The following is an 18,136-nucleotide window of genomic DNA, read 5'->3' on the forward strand; positions in this document are numbered from 1 at the left end:
GATCATCTTGCCGACCGACTCGTCGCCATTGCCGGCGATCGTGCCGACCTGGGCAACTTCCTCGGAGGTCTTGATCTTCTTGGCAGCCTTGCCGAGCGCCGCGACGACTTCGGTCACGGCCAGATCGATGCCGCGCTTCAGGTCCATCGGGTTCATGCCGGCGGCAACCGACTTGTGGCCTTCCTGGACGATCGACTGCGCCAGAACGGTCGCGGTCGTGGTGCCGTCGCCGGCGATGTCGTTGGTCTTCGAAGCAACTTCGCGGACCATCTGCGCGCCCATGTTCTCGAACTTGTCTTCAAGTTCGATTTCCTTGGCGACGGTGACGCCGTCCTTGGTGATGCGCGGGGCGCCGAACGACTTGTCGATGACGACGTTGCGGCCCTTGGGACCGAGCGTGACCTTCACCGCGTCGGCGAGGATGTTGACGCCGCGCAGCATGCGCTCACGGGCATCGCGGGAGAATTTTACGTCTTTGGCAGCCATGTTTTAGCTCCTGGCAGGGGCTCGGATAGAGCCCGAAAAATTCGAGTTGAGGGTGAGGCCGATAATCAGCCGATGATGCCCATGATGTCGGATTCCTTCATGATCAGAAGGTCTTCGCCATTGAGCTTGACTTCGGTGCCCGACCACTTGCCGAACAGGATGCGGTCGCCGGCCTTGACGTCCAGCGGGACCAGCTTGCCAGCTTCGTCACGAGCGCCGGAGCCGACGGCGATGATCTCGCCTTCCTGCGGCTTTTCCTTCGCCGTGTCCGGGATGATGATCCCGCCGGCGGTCTTGGATTCGGATTCGACCCGGCGAACGACCACGCGGTCATGAAGCGGGCGGAACTTCGACTTTGCCATTTTTTCTTCCTCGAATGAGAACGGTGAGAAACAGTTCCTCCGTCCGGCGAAGCCGGACAACCTACAACATCCGGCGGCGCCGGAGCTGTGGTTAGCACTCACCAAAGGCGAGTGCTAAGGAGGCGGTGGATAGGCTTCCGACATGAGAGAGTCAAGACGCTGAGAGATTTGCACGGAGCCGGTATGATGATTTGGCGGCTGTCCTGTTGCCGCCGAGGTGCAGCGCAGTTGGCGGCATTGTTCGGCGGCCATCGGTCCGGCAATGGCGTTTCTTCGAAGGAGCAAACCGGCCACGCGGCGTCTTGCAGCCACATGCGCCGCCCGGCCCGATCATGCGAAAATAGGCCCAATATTCAGTAAAAAGGAAGGCTGGTCCGCCGATATCAATTGCTCTGACGAAGCTGGGTCGTCCCGGATAGTCCGTCCTCTGCAGAGTCGAGTATTCGAATATAGTCCGCCGCCAGATCGCAAATAAACATGACGATTACTATCGACGGTGCGTCAGACGCAGGAAGATTGCTATAGCTTCGTCGGAGCGGTCCGATGGTGACTGTGAATTTTCAATGATATACTGCGAAATGACGCATAATCTGGAACTGTTTAAGTTATTGAAATAACCGACGTTTTGGCGCCGGCTCCGTCGGATCAGCGAGGCACTGACACACGGAAATGTCAACCACCGGTGAATCGGGACTCTGATTCGGAATTGATGAATCGCCGATGAGATTTCGCTGACAGCGAGCAGGATCGGCCCGACGTGCTCGCGCGGCGACGCGCCTGGTTCAAGGCCCAGCCTGATCTCAATCCCGAACGGTTGGTCTTTATCGACGAGACCGGCGCATCGACGAAGATGGCTCGCCTGCGTGGACGGGCAAANGAAGCCTACCGGGATACGATCCTAGCGGTGATCGAAGGTCAGGACGACATCACACTGGTCGAGTTGGCTGAATTTCTCAGGGCGGAGCATGCGGTCGTGTTCGCGCCGAGCACGATCTGGCGCTTTCTCGACCGTCACTCGATGACCTTCAAAAAAAACAGCGCACGCCAGCGAGCAGGATCGGCCCGACGTGCTCGCGCGGCGACGCGCCTGGTTCAAGGCCCAGCCTGATCTCGATCCCGAACGGTTGGTCTTTATCGACGAGACCGGCGCATCGACGAAGATGGCTCGCCTGCGTGGACGGGCAAAGCGGGGCATGCGGTGCCGATCTCCGATCCCGCACGGGCACTGGAAAACGACTACTTTTACAGGCGCATTGCGCCTGACGGGCATGACTGCGCCGATGGTCCTCGACGGATCGATGACGGGTGAATGGTTCGCCGCTTATGCCGAGCATGTATTGGCGCCTACGCTTCGAGTTGGTGACATCGTCATCCTCGACAACCTGCCCGCTCACAAAGTCGCCGCCGCCCGGCAAGCGATCGAAGCGGCCGGCGCGCGAATGCTCTTCCTACCGCCTTACAGCCCCGACTTTAACNCGATGACGGGTGAATGGTTCGCCGCTTATGCCGAGCATGTATTGGCGCCTACGCTTCGAGTTGGTGACATCGTCATCCTCGACAACCTGCCCGCTCACAAAGTCGCCGCCGCCCGCCAAGCGATCGAAGCGGCCGGCGCGCGAATGCTCTTCCTACCGCCTTACAGCCCCGACTTTAACCCGTGTATGGATGGCTCCTGCGGGTCAAGGGTATCGGATCGGGTTTGGTGAACAGGTCGGTTGCGGCCATGTATACGGCGTCTGAATGTGCAACGGGATCGCTGCGCGCCCTGATGAATATCCGCTTGGAGAACAGGTCCCACTCAATCGAGCGCGCTCGAGGCGCTTCGGATTAATCGGGGTGTCCTGGTTCTTCGTCTCCGTTTGTTCGCCATCACCTCACTTTGCCCTGACCATTCCGAGAGCCTGNGTCCTGGTTCTTCGTCTCCGTTTGTTCGCCATCACCTCACTTTGCCCTGACCATTCCGAGAGCCTGTCAGGCTGACTGCGGCTCGTAACGCGATCCGTCCCTCAGGACGGCGAATATTGTTCGTGCCATGCGATGCGCCAAAGCGACGGCGACGATCTTCGTCTTCTTTCGCATCAGCATGCCCGATAGCCAGTCCGAGCTCGGCTCGCGCTTGAGTCTGCATCTGAGCATGATCTGCGCCATGGCGCCCAGATACAGCAAGCGTCGGATATAACGATTGCCCATCTTCGAGATCCGGCCCACCCTCTGCTTGCCTCCGGTGGAGTGCGGCTTGGGAGTGAGGCCGAGCCAGGCGGCATAGTCCCTTGCGCTGCCGAAATTGTCGACATCCGGCGTCGTCGCCGCGATGATCGTCGCCGACAGCATCCCCACACCTGGGATTGTGGCTAGACGCTGGCTTGTCTCGCTTTGCGCGTAGGTCTCTTCGAGCTCGTCGGTCAGCCGCTCGATCCGCTTGTCCGTCTCGGCCAACTGATCGAAGAGCAAACTCACAGGCATTCGAGCTACTTCCGGCAGTTGATCCAGTTGATCCTTCAGTCGATNGCTGGCTTGTCTCGCTTTGCGCGTAGGTCTCTTCGAGCTCGTCGGTCAGCCGCTCGATCCGCTTGTCCGTCTCGACCAACTGATCGAAGAGCAAACTCACAGGCATTCGAGCTACTTCCGGCAGTTGATCCAGTTGATCCTTCAGTCGATTGACGTTCTGCGCGCCCTTCGCCGCGATGACGCCGAACTCCGTCATGTGGGCCCGGATCGCGTTGCCGATCTGCGTGCGCTGGCGAACCAGAAAGTCTCGCGTGCGGTGAAGAACCAGAACCGACGAGCAGGCTTCGCTCTTGATGGCGACAAACCGCATGGAGGGGCGTGTCACGGCTTCACAGCTGGCGGCCGCATCCGCAGCATCCGTCTTCCCGCGCTTCACGTAAGGCTTCACATAGGAGGGCGGCATCAGCCGGNGAACCAGAACCGACGAGCAGGCTTCGCTCTTGATGGCGACAAACCGCATGGAGGGGCGTGTCACGGCTTCACAGATGGCGGCCGCATCCGCAGCATCCGTCTTCCCGCGCTTCACGTAAGGCTTCACATAGGAGGGCGGCATCAGCCGGACGTCGTGCCCCATCTCCAGAAGCCTGCGCCCCCAATCGTGAGAACCTGCGCAAGCCTCCATGCCGATCAGGCATCGTGGACGCTTCTGGAAAAACACCAGCAACTGGCTGCGGCGAAGCTGACGGCGTACGAGAACCCGACCGTTCCCATCGACACCATGGATCTGGAAGACACTCTTTGCGAGGTCGATGCCAACTGTGGCAAGTTCTGACATGGATGGCTCCTTTGCTCGGGACGACAACATCCCAACTATGGCGCAATGCGACGCCGNGAGCAGGAGCCATCCACACCATCAATCGAGAATGCCTTCTCCAAGCTGAAGTCGATCCTCAGGAAAGCCGCCGCACGCAACATCCCCGAGCTTTGGGACGCAATCCGCGACGCCTTGCCACGCTTCACCGCCGAGCAGTGCTCAAACTACTTCTGCGCCGCAGGATACGAGCCTGAGTGATCAGATTCTGCTCTAGGNCTTCACCGCCGAGCAGTGCTCAAACTACTTCTGCGCCGCAGGATACGAGCCTGAGTGATCAGATTCTGCTCTAGGCGCCCGCCGCCACGTGCGGGCTACGCCGGCATCAACCGGCGGGCAGATGCGCCGAGGGCAACAAGCGCGCCTGACGCAACGCGGCAAGATCAGCCGAGCCGGTGCAGAAGCAGGCGACGGCCAACTGGCGGATGACGATCTCGAAATGCGCGACAACCGCCTCGGTGGATACCGTAGCCGCGCGCAGCACGCCGGCCGCCTGCCCGGCGATGTCCGCGCCCAGGCGGATGGCCTTGGCCACGTCGACGCCGTCGCTGATCCCGCCCGACGCGATCAGCTTCACCGCTGGCAGCGCCCGACGTACCGCCTGCACGCTGGCCGGGGTCGGTATCCCCCAATCGGCGAACGCCATCGCCACTGCGCGGTCGGCGGCATCGCGGGCGCGCTCGCCCTCCACCGCGGACCAACNCTCCACCGCGGACCAACTGGTGCCGCCGGCGCCGGCGACATCGATCACCGCCACGCCCGCCTCGACGAGCGCACAGGCTACCGAGGGGGACAGGCCCGACCCCACTTCCTTGGCCACGATCGGCACGCCCACGCTGCGCGCGGCGCGAGCGATCTGCGCCAGGACGCCGCGCCAGTCGCGGTCGCCCTCCGGCTGTACCGCTTCCTGCAGCGGATTGAGATGGACGATGAGTCCATCGGCCTCCAGTGCATCCACCGCGCGGCGCGCGAGGTCCAGGCCCTCGGCCTCGCGCAGTTGCGCGGCGCCGATATTGGCCAGCAAGGGAACGTCTGGGGCCAGGCGGCGCAGCGCGCGCGTCAGCCCCTGGGAGTTGCGGGATTGCAGGCTTACGCGCTGCGAACCGACGCACATGGCGATCCCCAAGGCTTGCGCTGCTTCGCTCAGATGCCGGTTGATGGCCTCGGCGCGTGGCATGCCGCCGGTCATGGAACTGATCAGCAGCGGCGCGCGCATAGGCTTGCCCAGCAGGGAGGCGCTGAGGTCGATCTGCGTCAAGTCCAACTCGGGCAATGCGCAGTGTTCGAAACGAATGTACTCCCAGCCAGTGGCCTTGGCCCGTGCCGTTCGCCGATCCAGCACGATGTCCAGGTGGTCGTCCTTTCGCCGGCTCAAGTTGGTGTCGCTGATGCTCGCTCCATCCGCGTCATCGGGCGACGGCGTTGCGTCGGATCGGACCGACGGCAGCGCGCGGACGCCGCCGTCTCCCGCGCGTTCAGGCCGGCGCACGCTCGCCTCCGCCCGCAGCGTCGCTGCGGTAGCGACTGGTTGAGGTCTCGTAGTACTGCGGGCGGATGGCCGCCATGGCTTCGATCAGCGGTCCCCACGGCGGGGGAAAGCGTTCTTGCGCCATCACCCGGTGCAGCATGCGTGTGTGGCCGGCCAGCTCGTCGTTGAGGAACTCCACCACAGGCATGGCCGGATAGCGCTGCAGCAGCAGGATCGCCGCGTTGTCGGCCTCGCCGGCCGATCTATCCTTTTCGCGTCCATGCAGATCGTTCTGCAAGCGCCCTATCGCGGAGATGAGCCGCAGGACCTGGCGAAACCCCGGACGCGCGCGCAAGGTCGCCATGTCCAGCCCCCACAGCAACGACAGGCAACAGAACACGTTCGTGTAGGCGATCGAATCGATGCCGTTGTGCAGGTACTCGGCGTAGGACCAGCGTTCCGCCCCTGCCGCCTGCGCGTGTCCGGCGCGCAGCGCCGCGCAGTAGCACCGGGTATCGTCGAGAAGCTGAGCATAGTCGCGACGATCGTAGGCGAGCGCGGCCAGCGAAGCGCGCAGCACAGCACAGCCCTCGAATCCGGGGAGCGCGCACGGCACGCCCTGCCCCAGCGCCTGCTCCACCGCGGCGAGCTGCTCCGGCGCGATCAGGTCAAGGTCGTTGCAATCGTCGAGCCAGAACAGCAGCGCCAGTTCGCGATAGAAGGCCACGATCAGCGTTTCGTCCAGCGGATCGCGGCCGGTGCGGGCGCTGGTGTCGCGCAGGCTCGGATGGATGCGCTGTAGGATGTACTGGCCGCCCCGGACTGCTTCCACGCCATGCTCGTCGGCGAACCCGGTCAGGGAACGCCCCCACTCCAGCACCTGCTGCAGCGCGCGATCGGTCGGGATCATGGCCCGGCTCCTGTTCCCTCAGCCGAGACGCGCCGCCCCCAGCGAAGCGCCAGCCACAACCCGGCGAGTTCGGCCACGCGCACCACCCGGGTGGGGCAATACAGTTCCTTGCCGATCCACAGCGGCGTCTGGGGCAATGCATGGGCTGCGTGGCGGGCGAGCATCCACTTCAGCGTGCGCGCCACCGCCTGCGCGATGCGCCGTCGCCCTGCCGGCTCTTCGCTCCCGTCCATCACGTGCAACGCGAACAGCGCATAGGCGGTTTCCTCGAATGTGGACGCGCGACCGGCGCCCCAGCCGCCGTCGTCGCGCTGCGCCTGTAGCAGCGCCGCCATCGCGCGCTCGTCGCGCCACTGGGGCTTGCCTTGTGCCAGCGCAGCGATCGCACGCGCGGTGGGATACAGCCAGGAAACGTGCCATTTTTCGTTGTCCCATAGACCGTGCGGGTTGCGATTGGCCTCGACGTAGGCGCTGGTGCCGGCGGCGGGTTTTCCTAACATTCGCAACGCATGCAGGGCATGGATGTTGGTCGACACCGAGGCATTGCGCTCGCCGGGGAAGGTGACGAACAGCTCGCCGACTTCGAACTGGCGCAACGCGTCGGCCGCCGGGTCGCGGCCTGCAAGGCGAAGGACGCACAACGCAACGGCGGTGTCGTCCGCATCGGCCGCGAAGTGCAAGGCCGGGCCCAGACCGCGCACGCCCAGGCGAGCGTCGAGCTGCGCGATGATCACTTGCACCGCCTCAGCGAGCGCGGGATGCGCGAACAGACCGGCCAGATGCAGGGTGTACAGCGACCAGCATGGCTCGAACACATTGATCGGCCAGACGTCGGGAACGACACCTTCGATGCCGGTGCGCGTTGCCCGCGATGCCGCCTGCAGATAACCGTCGGTGCGCCAGACTTGCGCCGTTCTTCCCTGTGTCACGGCGTGCGCACGCCACGCGGCGGTGGCCGCCGGACTGATGCCGATGCTGCCGTCGTCGTCCGGGCATGCGGTGGCCGGCGACGTCCCCCAGGCTTCCCAGGAGTGCAGCAACGGATGGCCGCTCGGCAACGTCGCCACATCCCCCAGCTTTACCAGGCGTGCTTGCCGCAACGGCAACAGCGCCGGGTGGCGCGGAAACGCCAAGCCGCCCAGCAAGGATGCGGCCTCGTTGCACAACTGCGGCAGGATCAGCTCCGCGCCGATGGGCGCGTCTTCCGGCACCGAATGCGCGTAGGGATCGGGCTGGCGCTCGAGGAACCGGATTGCAGCCCGGGCTGCGTCGGGAGCGTCGGCAGCGTCGGGAAGAGGATCGGCACGCTGCAATGCCAGCAACGCCGCCCAGGTAGGCGCATGGCGAAACAGCGGGAAGTCCGCACTTCCCCATCCGCCATCGGCCCGTTGCTGCGCGATGAGCCACGCGTATGCGTCGTGCCGACCGGTGACGTTGCCGTCGAACTGCAGAGCTCGCGCCGTGTCGTATACGGACGGACCGACGCTGCCGCCGTCGCTCATCTCGCTCAGCAGGTGACGCAATTCGGAAAGGATCTGTTCGGACAGCGCGTTCACGCGGGATGTTCCTTCTGCAGAGGGCTAACGAGAACAGAAACGGGCAGACGTCGCGCACGTCGCCGCCGACACGGACACAGTGCAGCATGCAGCGCCCGCCGGCCGATCGCACCAGCACAGGGGCGAGTCCTTACGGATGGGCGCGCTCATGCGTATGGCGCGGACAGATAGACGTTGGCCCGCTGCAGCATCTGCGCCAACCCTTCCGCACGCGGCCCCAGAGGGGCGATGGCCTCCCCGGCGTCGTGCAACAAGTACAGGGCGAACTGGCGCGCAGCCTGCAGCCCCATGATCGACGCGCAGGTCGGCTTCTGCGACGCCGCGTCCTTACCGGGGGTCTTGCCAAGAGTCGCGGTATCCGCCGTCGCGTCGAGAATGTCGTCGGCCATCTGCAACGCCAAGCCATAACATGCGGTGTAGCGATCGAGCGCACTGTACAGCGCAGCGTGCGCGGCATCCTCCGCGATGGAGTATAGCGCGCCCATGCGAACCGACGCGCGCACTAGCGCTCCGGTTTTCATCCCGTGCATCGCCAGGATCCTGTCCAGCCCGGCGTGCTTTCCGACCAACGACAGATCGATGGCCTGCCCGCCTGCGGCACCCTCGGCGGACACCGCCTGCGCCAGTTCGCGCACGAGCGCGATACGGTTGTCGCCCGGCGCATCCAGGCTCGCCAGGGTGAGGAAGGCGTGGGCCTGCAGCGCATCGCCGACCAGGATCGCAGTGGCTTCGCCGAACTTTACGTGCACGGTCGGAAGGCCGCGGCGAAGCACGTCGTCATCCATCGCAGGCAGGTCGTCGTGGACCAGGGTACAGGCGTGCATCATCTCGATGGCGGCGCCGACGTCGTCGAGCATGTGCGCCGGCGTGCCCGCCAGTGCGCCGGCAGCCAGACAGAGTAAGGCGCGGGTGCGCTTCCCGCCATGCAAGGTGGCGTAGCGCATGGCCGCCATCAGCTCTGTCTCACCGTCGTCTTCAGCGCAGAGCAGACGCCCCAGAGCCTGTTCGACCCGCTTTGCGCCGTCCTGCATCCAGATCTCGGGGAGCAGCCCGCCAGATGCGCCGCGCGCCTGCGCGCCCAATCCGCCGGATGCGGAAACGCCGCTTCGGTCGCGTGGAGTGGAACCGGTCTGCATGTTGTTCATGTCCTTGTAGCTGAGACGGCCACGGCGAGCGCAAGCCGTCACACGAGTGCGTGCGCTGAGTGCAGCAATGCGCCCGCCGGCGCCGCTGCCTTGCCACACAGGGCATGCGATGCCAGCTCACGAAAAGCCTATTCGAATTTTCATTGACGGATGTGCGGTAGGGTAATAGCGCCGGCCTTTTTCGACGTCGCTCAGCAACTGCGGCCGCACCCCGGCCTTGTGCATGGTCAGCGCCAAGGCGATGCAGAACTGCACCATTTCCAGCCATACCAGGTGGTAGCCGATGCAGACGTGTGGGCCAGTACCGAACTGCAGCATGTCCACGGGCCGGATCGGCTCCGTGCGTTGCAGCCACCGCGCCAGGCGGAACTGATCAGGCGCCTCGTGCAGCAGCGCCGAGGTCGAGAAATGCAGCAGCGGGATGCATAGATGGGTGCCTGCGGGAATGCGCCGTTGGCCGAGTTGCAATTCCTGCAGCGCGCGACGCGGCAGGAGCGTGGTCGCCGGATGCAGGCGCAGTGTCTCGCGGAACAGCGCCTCGGCGACCGGACACTGCGCCAGGTCCGCGTGCCGGGTCGGCACCGCGCCCACGCGTTGCGCCTCCTCAACCAGGGCGTCCCACAGCACAGGCTGCCGCGCCAGCTCGATTACAATCCAGGCCATCGTCGAGGCAGTGGTGTCGTGACCGGCAAGCAGCAGCAAGCGAATATTCGCGACCAGGACGTCATCGGAGAGCGGACCGTCGCTGCGGTCGAAGGCGCTCACCATGTCGTTGATCAACCCGGTGCGCGCGGCATGCGCGCGTGCGTCGCGGACGAACTGGCGCAACTGCGCGTCGATCCAGTCGCGGGCGGCACGGCCGCGCCGCAAGGGCAGTCCGGGCAGGTCGACCGGTGGCGCGACGATCAACTGCAGCAATTGCCGGTACTTGCGATGCCATCCCGGCAGGTCCTGCGCGGGGATTCCCATGAGGCTGAAGATAAGCTTCAGCATCAGGTCGCCGGTTTCGCGCAGGATGAGTACCTCGCCGCGGGCGCGCCATGCCTGCACCCGCGCCTGGATGACGGGCGCGAACAGGTCGCCGATCCCGGCCTGGGTCAGCCCCCTGGGCAAGAACGCTGCCTTGATGGCATCGCGCGCCTGCCGGTGCGCGCCGCCGTCCAGCGCAACCAACGTTCCGCCAAGCAATTCGGGCGCGATCTCTTCGATCAGCGCCGAGGACACGTCCTTGTGCCTGAGCAGTGAGAATGCGTCCGGATCCACACAGGTCATGAGATGTCCGGCAGGGCCGAAATCCAGCCAGAAGTGGCTGCCCAGCGTGCGTTGCGCGCGCCGCAGCAGGCGCGGCAGGTCGCAGACAATGGCGGGAAGATGCCCGACCAGGGGGAAAGCGCCAGGCATGACCGGGATGTCGCATCGCAGCCGGTGCCGACGGTTGAGTGGATTGAGCAGCATGTCCATCAGCAGCGCGCCGCCGCCGCCGATTCGGTGTCGCCTGCAGGGCGCGCGGCGCAGCTGTTGCCACCGTCGGCATATGTCGGCACATGCGCCAGCATGCCGCCGTCGATGCACACGAGCTGGCCGGTGATGAACGCAGCATCGTCGGAGAGCAGGAACGCCACCAGCGCGGCCACATCCTCGGGGCGGCCGACGCGCTGCAGGAGCTGGTGCCGGCGCAGATGCCGTTGCATGCACTCGTCCAGCTTGGCGAGGAGACGCTCGGTCATGATAAGACCCGGCGCAACCGCGTTGCAGCGTATCTGAGAGTGACCGTACTGGGTGGCGAGCGAAGCCGAGAGCATGTTCATCGCCGCCTTCGACGCGGCGTAGGACGTCTGCGCCGTGTCACCGCTGAGCCCTTGGCACGACGACATGTTGACGATCGCGCCACCGCCGCGGGCGATCATCCGTGGGATGGTCTGCCGGCAGCAGAGCAGCGTGCCGCGCAGATTGGTCGCCATTGTCTGGTCCCAGACTGCCAGGTCCAGGTCGAGGATGGCGCGGTCGCGCGGGGTCAGATGCATGGCGCTCGCATTGTTCACCAGCAGGTCGACCCCCCCGAAGTGCCGCTCCGCCGTCTCGAACAGCGCTGCCACCGCCTGCTCATCGGCGATATCCATGGCTATGGCCAGCGCGTGGCCTGCTTCGGCCGCGATCTGCGCGGTGCAGGCGATGGCCGCCGGGCCATCAATGTCGGCCACCACCACTCTGCCGCCTCCGCGCGCGATGGCGAGAGCGCATGCCTTGCCGATGCCGGCGCCAGCGCCGGTCACCACGGCCACCTTGCCTTCAAACCTTCCCATCGTGTCTCCTGAATTGCATTGGTCTTTCGCGGCATGCCGCTGGGCCTGCGTCGGAGAAGGCGCCGGGTCGGCGCTGGCGCACTCGTCATGGCCAGCGTCGCTTTCGATGACCCGAATGGCGGCGACCGGGCACTGGTTCGCCGCAAGCCGCACGGCGGCGTGCAGCGCCTGCGGGACCGTCGCAACGCACACTTCGGCCACGCCGTCCGGTTCGCGCTGGCGAAAGGTGCCCGGCAGCGTCAGCACGCACTGCCCGGTCGTTCCGCACAGATCCTGATCGACCAGGACGCGCATCTCAGCCCTCCTGCCCATGCAGCCGTACCGGCAGCGCGCGGAACGTCCTAAGGAACGCGGAGGGCTCCCGGGTCGGCTGCTCGGCCAATGCCAGCGTGGGGAAGCGCGCCTGGATCCGCGGCAGGCTCTCGGCCAACTGCACCCGGGCCAGTTGCGCACCAAGGCAGAAGTGGATGCCGTGGCCGAAGGTCAGCATGATCTTCCCGTCGATCGACATGCCAGGACTGGTGCCGTAGAACCGCACGGCATCGAAGCGATCGGGATCGGCGAAGGCGTCCGGGTCGCGATTGCCGGCCGCGATCAGCACGCGCACGTCCGCGTTCTTCGGGATCACCACGCCGCCCAGTTCGATGTCGCGCTGGGCGATACGCGGAATGGAGCTGAACATGGCGGGCGCGTCATAGCGCAGGGCTTCTTCGACGAAAGCCTTCACCCCCACGGCATCTCCCTTCAGCCAGTGCCGCTGTTCGGGATACGCCAGCATCGCCAGGACCGCATGGCCGATGGCCGCGGCAGTGGTGGCGAAGCCGCCCAGCAGCATGCCCCAAAGCATGCTGATCAATTCCGCATCCGACAGCGTCTCGGCATCGTCGTCGTGTGCGCCGACCAGCATTGACACGATGTCGTGGCGGGAGTCGGCGCGCTTGCGCTGTATGAGGTCGCCGAAGTAGGCCTGCACCCTGGCGCTGGCCGCGTCCCCTGCGGCGAGTTGGGGATCGCTGGCGTGCGGGCTCAGGCCTTCCAGAATGGCGCTGATGCCGGTGATGAGCCCGAGAATGTCATCCGGGGGCATGCCGAACAGTTCGCCGAAAACCAGCATGGGCAAGGCCAGCGCGAATTCCTGATGCAGGTCCACTGCCTCCCCGCGCTCCAGTGCGGGCGCCATGCCGTCCAGGCGCGCTGCGACAATGCGAGCGATGGTCGGCCTCAGCTTGTCGATCTGGCCGATGGTGAAATCGCGCGAGATCAGCCGGCGAAGACGCGTATGCGTTGGAGGTTCCTTCATCGCTAAAGTGGACGCCAGCAAACTTAGCGACAGGCTGGTCGCCGCTCGCGGGAAATAGCGCGCCAGTTCGCCTGGCGCCGGCCCCCGAAAAGCATCGCCCGTGGCCTTGAGCGCCCAGTAGATGTCGGCGTGGCGGCTCAACAGAAAGAGGCCCGACGCCGCGCGATGTACCGGATCGTGCTCGCGCAACCACCGCATGAATGGGTACGGGTCCTGAATGCACGCTGGCGACGCCAGTTCGGCGAAGGCGTCCCGGCATGCTGCCGTGGTTTCTTGCACGTCCATCTTGGTCACCTGTTGGCTGGCTGATCTGATCGGCGCGCGGCAGGCGCGCCGGCAATTCGAGAACATCGCGATTCCTGGTGGCATCCGAGCATCACCAGAGCACCGGGAACTCCTCGAACCCACCAGTGATGATCTCCTTGCGCAACTTCAGTTCTTCGGGCGCCACGGCCAGGCGCAGCGCGGGAAAGCGCTGGAAGATCGAACCGAACACCGCTTTGAGTTCCAGCCTGGCCAGCGCCAAGCCGACGCAGTTGTGCGGCCCGTAGGAGAACGCCAGGTGCGGGTTTTCGTCACGTCCTATGTCGAAGATTTCCGGGTAGTCGAAATGGCGCGGATCGAACGACGTCGCCGGCAGGCCGACCAGCACCTTGCTGTCCGCGGGAACATGCACGCCCGCGATGGTCACGTCGGTCCTCGGATATCGCATGATGCCGTCCCAGCCGGCGCCCGGCGGGTACATGCGCAGGATTTCCTCTACCGCCTTGTCCACCAGGGATGGATCGCCGATCAGGCGTTCGCGCTGTTGCGGATGGCGGAACATGGCCAGCAGGCCGAATTCGATCTGCGCGACGGTGCTCTCGTGCCCCGCCACCAGCATGCCCGCCGCCAGGCCGATCGCCTCTTCCTCGGTCGCCTTGCCCTGGTCGACCGCCGCGAGCAGATCCGTCAGCACGTTGTCGCCCGGATCCTGGCGCTTGTCCCGCATCTTGCCGCGAATGTAGGTGCGGAGTTCTTCCCAGGCCAAGCGCGACGCGCTTCGCGGGCCGCTTTCATGCTGGTGCGTCATCACCTCGTCGGACAGCCCAGCGAAAAAGGCGTGGTCCTCGTAGAGCACGCCCATCAGCGCGCCAATGACCATGGCTGGAAGCGGAAAGGAGAGGTGGCGCCGCAGATCGGCGGGCTGGGGCTGGGCCGCCAGCGTCTCAAACAACTGCGCGGCGATCGCCTCGACCTGCTGCGCGAGCTGCTTCACCCTGCCGTTGCTGAAGGCCGGCGCCACGATCGTGCGTAGCCGCGTATGCTCGCCCCCCTCGTGCGAGACCAGCCATCCTGGCGAACCGAGAATCACCGAATCCGGGGTGAATGCGGCCGGCGGCATTCCCGCGGGCCGGAACGCCGCGTCGGACAACACCGCCTTGGCCTCGCCATAGCCTGTGACCCACCAGCCTTCGTGCCCGGACGGGAAGCGCACGCGATGGATCGGACCGTTGGCCCGCAGCGCCAACATCTCGGGCGAGGGCTCAATGTGATCGACCCGCCACATCGGCAGCGTCGGCAAAGGTTGTTCGGGCATGATGGCACTTCACTCGGTAGCGATGGAAGGGCGGAAGGTGACCGGCGGACGCTGCGGCAGCGAAGACCTAAGACGGCATGTAGACGACGTCGTCCGGAGGCAGACCGATTATCAAGATCGGCTAACGCGTAACTGTCTAGGCACATCGCGCGGCGAGATGCAGAACATTATCCTGTACCTTCGAGGTCAGGATAAAGTCCGTGTGGTGAGCCTTTGACTCGCCGCCGGCCAAGAGTTCCTGCGCAAGCGTCGACAAGGGCGGCGAGCTGTTGGGTAAGGGCTTTCGCCGAGGCCCCCCTGCCCATAGACGCTATCCGACGCAGATTTGACATTTTGCTTTTCTTTCTTCGTTCCATTCGTGTCATCCACGAAATGAAAGTCGGTCGGCGGCTCCCGGCCCGCAACGAAGGTGCTTCAAATCTCGTGCCAATTTGGCCGCAGCAGAAAAAAATCGTGGCAGCTTCTCAGCGGCTTAGCCTGAGGCCAGAGAAGAACTAGGCGAAATAAGCCGGTGTCGCGGGCCACAAAGGCGACGGAACAGTGTCGGACAGAACGCCTCGGGCGACCTTTAGGTCGGGCCTGCGACATTCTGGTCCAGTTTCGAACATAAGAGGGCGGCAAACAGACACGATTGGGGAATTCGATCCTCACGGCGCCAAGGCGCTTGCCCAAGAGCGCGCGCTCATGTTGCTGCGAGAGGCGCGTGTTCGCGATAGCCGTGCTGCGCACCCATGAACGCTAGCGGCACACGCTACGACTGGAGTGCCCGCCAGCCTCAGGTGGTGCATCGGCTCGGCTTCCGGTTCTTCTTTGCCCAGCCGGGGCTGAAGCGCCGAATATCCGCACCATTCAGCATCGTTGTTGCCTATGTGACGAGGCGGCATAGCGCGCTCCCGGTCTTCTAAGACACGGCCTCCGAGAAGAAGGGGGCGGTCCAACAGCACCTCTATTTGAAATGGCACGCCGCTTGCTGCTCCTGGTTAGAGCACCATCAAATTACGATGAAAGCGACTTGCACCATGCCCGACGCGCGAAGCTCTAGACAGTGGCCTGAGGAGACGGTGCCCGTTCCCGCTGAACATCGGGACATCGTCTCCTCCGGAAGGCCGTTCTCGGTGGCCGCTTTGCGCATGGCTGGTCCGATGCCGGCACGCCAACACGGACCGCTCGCGCAAATGCCGTTTACCGGTTCTGTTCAGCATGGGAGTGCCCAAGGGCCCCGTCAAAGGGTCACCCAAGCCAAGGCCGGCGGGTCACTGCCACACGACAACACGCTGAACCAGTCCAGTGACCCGAGTCTGCGTGAAGTGACATTTCAGGTCGCCACATGCTTGAGATATTGGCTACTGCCGGCCGCTATCCCTTTTCCCCGGGCACGATCGCGGGTGACCGATCCCGCTTCCGGCGCCATAGCAGTGGAAAGCAAGCGGCTCGACGGTCTCCAGCTCGCTCAGATCGATTGCGTTCGCGTGGCCAAGACCAGCCGCCAAGACGTTCCCATCCGTCGGGATGGAAAAGGAAGTTGTGAGCCGCCGAGGCCCTCATTCCGTGCCCGAGCATACGAGCCTTTGCTCGGAATTGCGCCAGCCTATGCCAGAATTCAACGGCAGTTTTCTTCTTTAGGAGCAACTTGATGACAGTTCAAAAGAAAGTTCCCTTCGTCACCTTTCTCACGCGCGTTCACGATAAGTCAGTCCAGGGGCCAAATCCATATCGCTGGGAAGAAAAGACATCTGACGACTACTTTGCCGGCAAGCGGGTCATCCTGTTCTCGCTGCCTGGCGCCTTCACACCAACCTGCTCGACCTACCAATTGCCCCAGTTCGAAGAGCTCTATGATGAGTTTGAGAAGGAGGGAATTGACGCGATTTACTGCCTCTCAGTCAACGACGCCTTCGTCATGAATGCGTGGGGGAAGTCCTTGGGCCTGAAGCAGGTCGAGCTCATCCCCGATGGCTCAGGCGAGTTCACACGCAAAATGGGCATGCTGGTCGCCAAGGACAATCTCGGCTTCGGGATGCGCTCTTGGCGCTACGCCGCCCTGATCAACAATGGCGTGGTGGAGCACTGGTTCGAGGAGGAAGGTTTCTCCGACAACTGCGAGGCCGACCCCTATGGCGTCTCATCCCCGCAAAACGTTCTCGAAACGCTGAAAGCCGCCGCTTGACCTAGAAAACGTCTCACTGGTGCCAGTGCCGGCCCCAAGAGGCTCCTCGACAGGATTATCGCGCTCACCATGCAATCCTCAGCAAGCCTGCTTCAACGCCAGAAGCAATCCATGGTGGCATCGCCTCAACTCATTGAGTCGATTCGCTTGCTGCAACTGGCGCATACTGAACTGCATCAGTTCGTGGAGCGGGAAATTGAGAAGAACCCGCTCTTGGAATCTTTATCAAGCGATGGCGGGCCTTTTGACGACGTTTCGATTTCGGGAGCGGATCAGCCTGTCGGCCCTGGGGCAAACGCCGTTGAAGGACCGACCGGGGGAGGTTCGCCTGAACGGCTCGGGCAATGGAAATCACTTCGCAACACGACCAACAACCCGCCCGGCAATGGCCCTTCCCTCGACGAGTATGCCACCCTCGCCGAAACATTGCACGACCATGTCGCTCGTCAGATCGCCCTCACTGCGTTCACACCACAGGAGCGGCTGATCGCTGGCCAGCTTGCCGCCGATCTGGAAGACACTGGCTATCTTCGGGCAAACCTTTTGGAGCTGGCCGAGAGCCTGAATGTCCATGAGGCTGTTGTGGAACGGGTTCTCGGAACCTTGCAGCAATTTGATCCACCGGGAGTTTTTGCGCGAAGTCTCAGAGAATGCCTCGAGATTCAGTTGCGCCAGCGAAATCGGCTCGACCCGGCAATGGCAGCTTTGGTTGCCCATCTTGAAAAGCTTGCGCGACGGGATTTTGAGGCACTGAAGCAGCATTGCGGCGTCGATGAAGAAGACCTTCTCGACATGATGCATGAGATTCGGGCGCTCGATCCCAAGCCTGGGAACAGATTCGAATCCGGTGCGTCTGAATCAATCATACCCGACGTCTGGGTCACGCCCTCGCCGCAAGGCGGGTGGCAGATCGAACTTGATCCCGCCACGCTGCCAAAGCTGCTGATCAACCAAACCTATTATGCCGAAGTCACGCGTCAAACTGCCCAAAATTCGAAAGATCAAGCATTTCTCGACGAATGCTTGCAAAACGCGAACTGGCTAATCCGCAGCCTCGATCAGCGCGCCAAGACGATTGTTAAGGTTGCGGCTGAAATCGTGCGTCAGCAGGATGCCTTTCTGGAACATGGCGTCGCCCACCTGCGGCCTCTCAATCTTAGAACCGTCGCTGACGCGATCGGCGTGCACGAGTCGACGGTAAGCCGGGTGACCTCGAACAAGTACATGCTTACCCCGCGCGGAGTCTTTGAACTGAAGTATTTTTTCACCGTCGCGATCGCGTCCTGCCAAGGCGGCGATGCGCACTCCGCCGAAGCTGTCCGGCATCGGATCAAAGCGATCATTGCCGCAGAATCTCCCGGCGACGTGCTTTCCGATGAGGACATCGCTGTCCGGCTGAAGGAAACCGGCATCGATGTTGCGCGCCGCACCGTCACAAAATATCGCGAAGCAATGAACATCCCCTCCTCCGTGCAACGCCGCCGGGAAATGCGCTTGTGTTTTTAGATTTGGGTCAAGGCAGCCAACATCACGTTGCATTG

12 protein-coding genes and 6 pseudogenes are annotated in these 18,136 nt (G+C 63.8%); 5 read left to right on the plus strand and 13 right to left on the minus strand.

All coding sequences use genetic code 11. The annotated features are described in order from the left end of the window. Both X739_RS0135550 and groES read right to left on the minus strand, forming a co-directional pair. Positions 1-486 (minus strand): TCP-1/cpn60 chaperonin family protein (locus tag X739_RS0135550; protein WP_280940066.1); only part of this gene is annotated, 486 nt, incomplete at its 3' end. Between the two features lie 65 nt (positions 487-551). Continuing rightward, the gene (groES, locus tag X739_RS140310; protein WP_006203049.1) at positions 552-848 is read right to left on the minus strand and encodes a co-chaperone GroES; all 297 of its coding nucleotides are present in this window, start codon (positions 846-848) and stop codon (positions 552-554) included. A gap of 736 nt (positions 849-1,584) precedes the next feature. Between groES and X739_RS1000000169590 the strand changes: the two are divergent. Both X739_RS1000000169590 and X739_RS1000000170080 read left to right on the plus strand, forming a co-directional pair. Next, positions 1,585-1,722 (plus strand): annotated as a pseudogene (locus tag X739_RS1000000169590) (IS630 family transposase); the annotation flags it as partial. Further along, positions 1,699-2,506: pseudogene (locus X739_RS1000000170080) on the plus strand (IS630 family transposase); the annotation flags it as partial. The pseudogenes X739_RS1000000169590 and X739_RS1000000170080, both read left to right, overlap by 24 nt. A gap of 313 nt (positions 2,507-2,819) precedes the next feature. Here the strand turns inward: X739_RS1000000170080 and X739_RS1000000170785 are convergent. Together X739_RS1000000170785 and X739_RS1000000170790 are read right to left on the minus strand one after the other, a co-directional pair. Continuing rightward, positions 2,820-3,359, minus strand: a pseudogene (locus X739_RS1000000170785) (IS110 family transposase); the annotation flags it as partial. Between the two features lie 169 nt (positions 3,360-3,528). After that, a pseudogene (locus tag X739_RS1000000170790) lies at positions 3,529-4,131 on the minus strand (transposase); the annotation flags it as partial. Positions 4,132-4,212: 81 nt separating this feature from the next. On the opposite strand from X739_RS1000000170790, the pseudogene X739_RS1000000170795 reads away from it, so the two are divergent. Beyond that, positions 4,213-4,368, plus strand: a pseudogene (locus X739_RS1000000170795) (IS630 family transposase); the annotation flags it as partial. Positions 4,369-4,492: 124 nt separating this feature from the next. Here X739_RS1000000170795 and fni read toward each other — a convergent pair. The 9 genes and pseudogenes from fni to X739_RS140265 all read right to left on the minus strand — a co-directional run bounded on the left by fni (position 4,493) and on the right by X739_RS140265 (position 14,428). After that, positions 4,493-5,557, minus strand: coding sequence for a type 2 isopentenyl-diphosphate Delta-isomerase (fni, locus tag X739_RS140295; RefSeq protein ID WP_031252413.1), 1,065 nt, complete (start codon positions 5,555-5,557; stop codon positions 4,493-4,495). An 85-nt stretch (positions 5,558-5,642) separates the two neighbouring features. Beyond that, entirely contained in the window at positions 5,643-6,545 is a 903-nt protein-coding gene (locus X739_RS140290; protein ID WP_023795950.1) for a hypothetical protein, read from the minus strand. Beyond that, positions 6,542-8,101: a hypothetical protein gene (locus X739_RS140285; RefSeq protein WP_023795951.1), complete on the minus strand. Its 1,560-nt coding sequence runs from the start codon at positions 8,099-8,101 to the stop codon at positions 6,542-6,544. The genes X739_RS140290 and X739_RS140285 overlap by 4 nt, the downstream gene beginning before the upstream one ends. A 146-nt stretch (positions 8,102-8,247) precedes the next feature. After that, positions 8,248-9,237, minus strand: coding sequence for a polyprenyl synthetase family protein (locus X739_RS140280; protein ID WP_023795952.1), 990 nt, complete (start codon positions 9,235-9,237; stop codon positions 8,248-8,250). Positions 9,238-9,363: 126 nt separating this feature from the next. Beyond that, the gene (locus tag X739_RS140275) at positions 9,364-10,707 is read right to left on the minus strand and encodes a cytochrome P450 (RefSeq protein ID WP_023727162.1); all 1,344 of its coding nucleotides are present in this window, start codon (positions 10,705-10,707) and stop codon (positions 9,364-9,366) included. Continuing rightward, complete coding sequence (locus tag X739_RS0135570; RefSeq protein WP_023727161.1) at positions 10,707-11,549, minus strand: SDR family oxidoreductase; 843 nt, start codon at positions 11,547-11,549, stop codon at positions 10,707-10,709. The genes X739_RS140275 and X739_RS0135570 overlap by 1 nt, the downstream gene beginning before the upstream one ends. Before the next feature lie 6 nt (positions 11,550-11,555). Then, positions 11,556-11,843, minus strand: a pseudogene (locus tag X739_RS1000000171415) (ferredoxin); the annotation flags it as partial. A gap of 1 nt (position 11,844) precedes the next feature. Further along, a complete protein-coding gene (locus tag X739_RS140270) occupies positions 11,845-13,134 on the minus strand; it encodes a cytochrome P450 (protein ID WP_031252414.1) in 1,290 nt (429 codons plus the stop codon). Positions 13,135-13,225: 91 nt separating this feature from the next. Beyond that, positions 13,226-14,428 carry a cytochrome P450 gene (locus X739_RS140265; RefSeq protein ID WP_023795954.1) on the minus strand — a complete coding sequence of 401 codons (1,203 nt, stop codon included), beginning with the start codon at positions 14,426-14,428 and terminating at the stop codon, positions 13,226-13,228. Positions 14,429-16,061: 1,633 nt separating this feature from the next. Here X739_RS140265 and X739_RS140255 point away from each other — a divergent pair. Together X739_RS140255 and rpoN are read left to right on the plus strand one after the other, a co-directional pair. Next, positions 16,062-16,595: a peroxiredoxin gene (locus X739_RS140255; protein ID WP_023766875.1), complete on the plus strand. Its 534-nt coding sequence runs from the start codon at positions 16,062-16,064 to the stop codon at positions 16,593-16,595. A 69-nt stretch (positions 16,596-16,664) separates the two neighbouring features. Next, positions 16,665-18,101, plus strand: coding sequence for an RNA polymerase factor sigma-54 (rpoN, locus tag X739_RS0135580; RefSeq protein WP_031252415.1), 1,437 nt, complete (start codon positions 16,665-16,667; stop codon positions 18,099-18,101). Positions 18,102-18,136: the final 35 nt, after the last annotated feature.

This window comes from Mesorhizobium sp. LNHC209A00 (assembly GCF_000502915.1).
Taxonomy (GTDB): domain Bacteria; phylum Pseudomonadota; class Alphaproteobacteria; order Rhizobiales; family Rhizobiaceae; genus Mesorhizobium.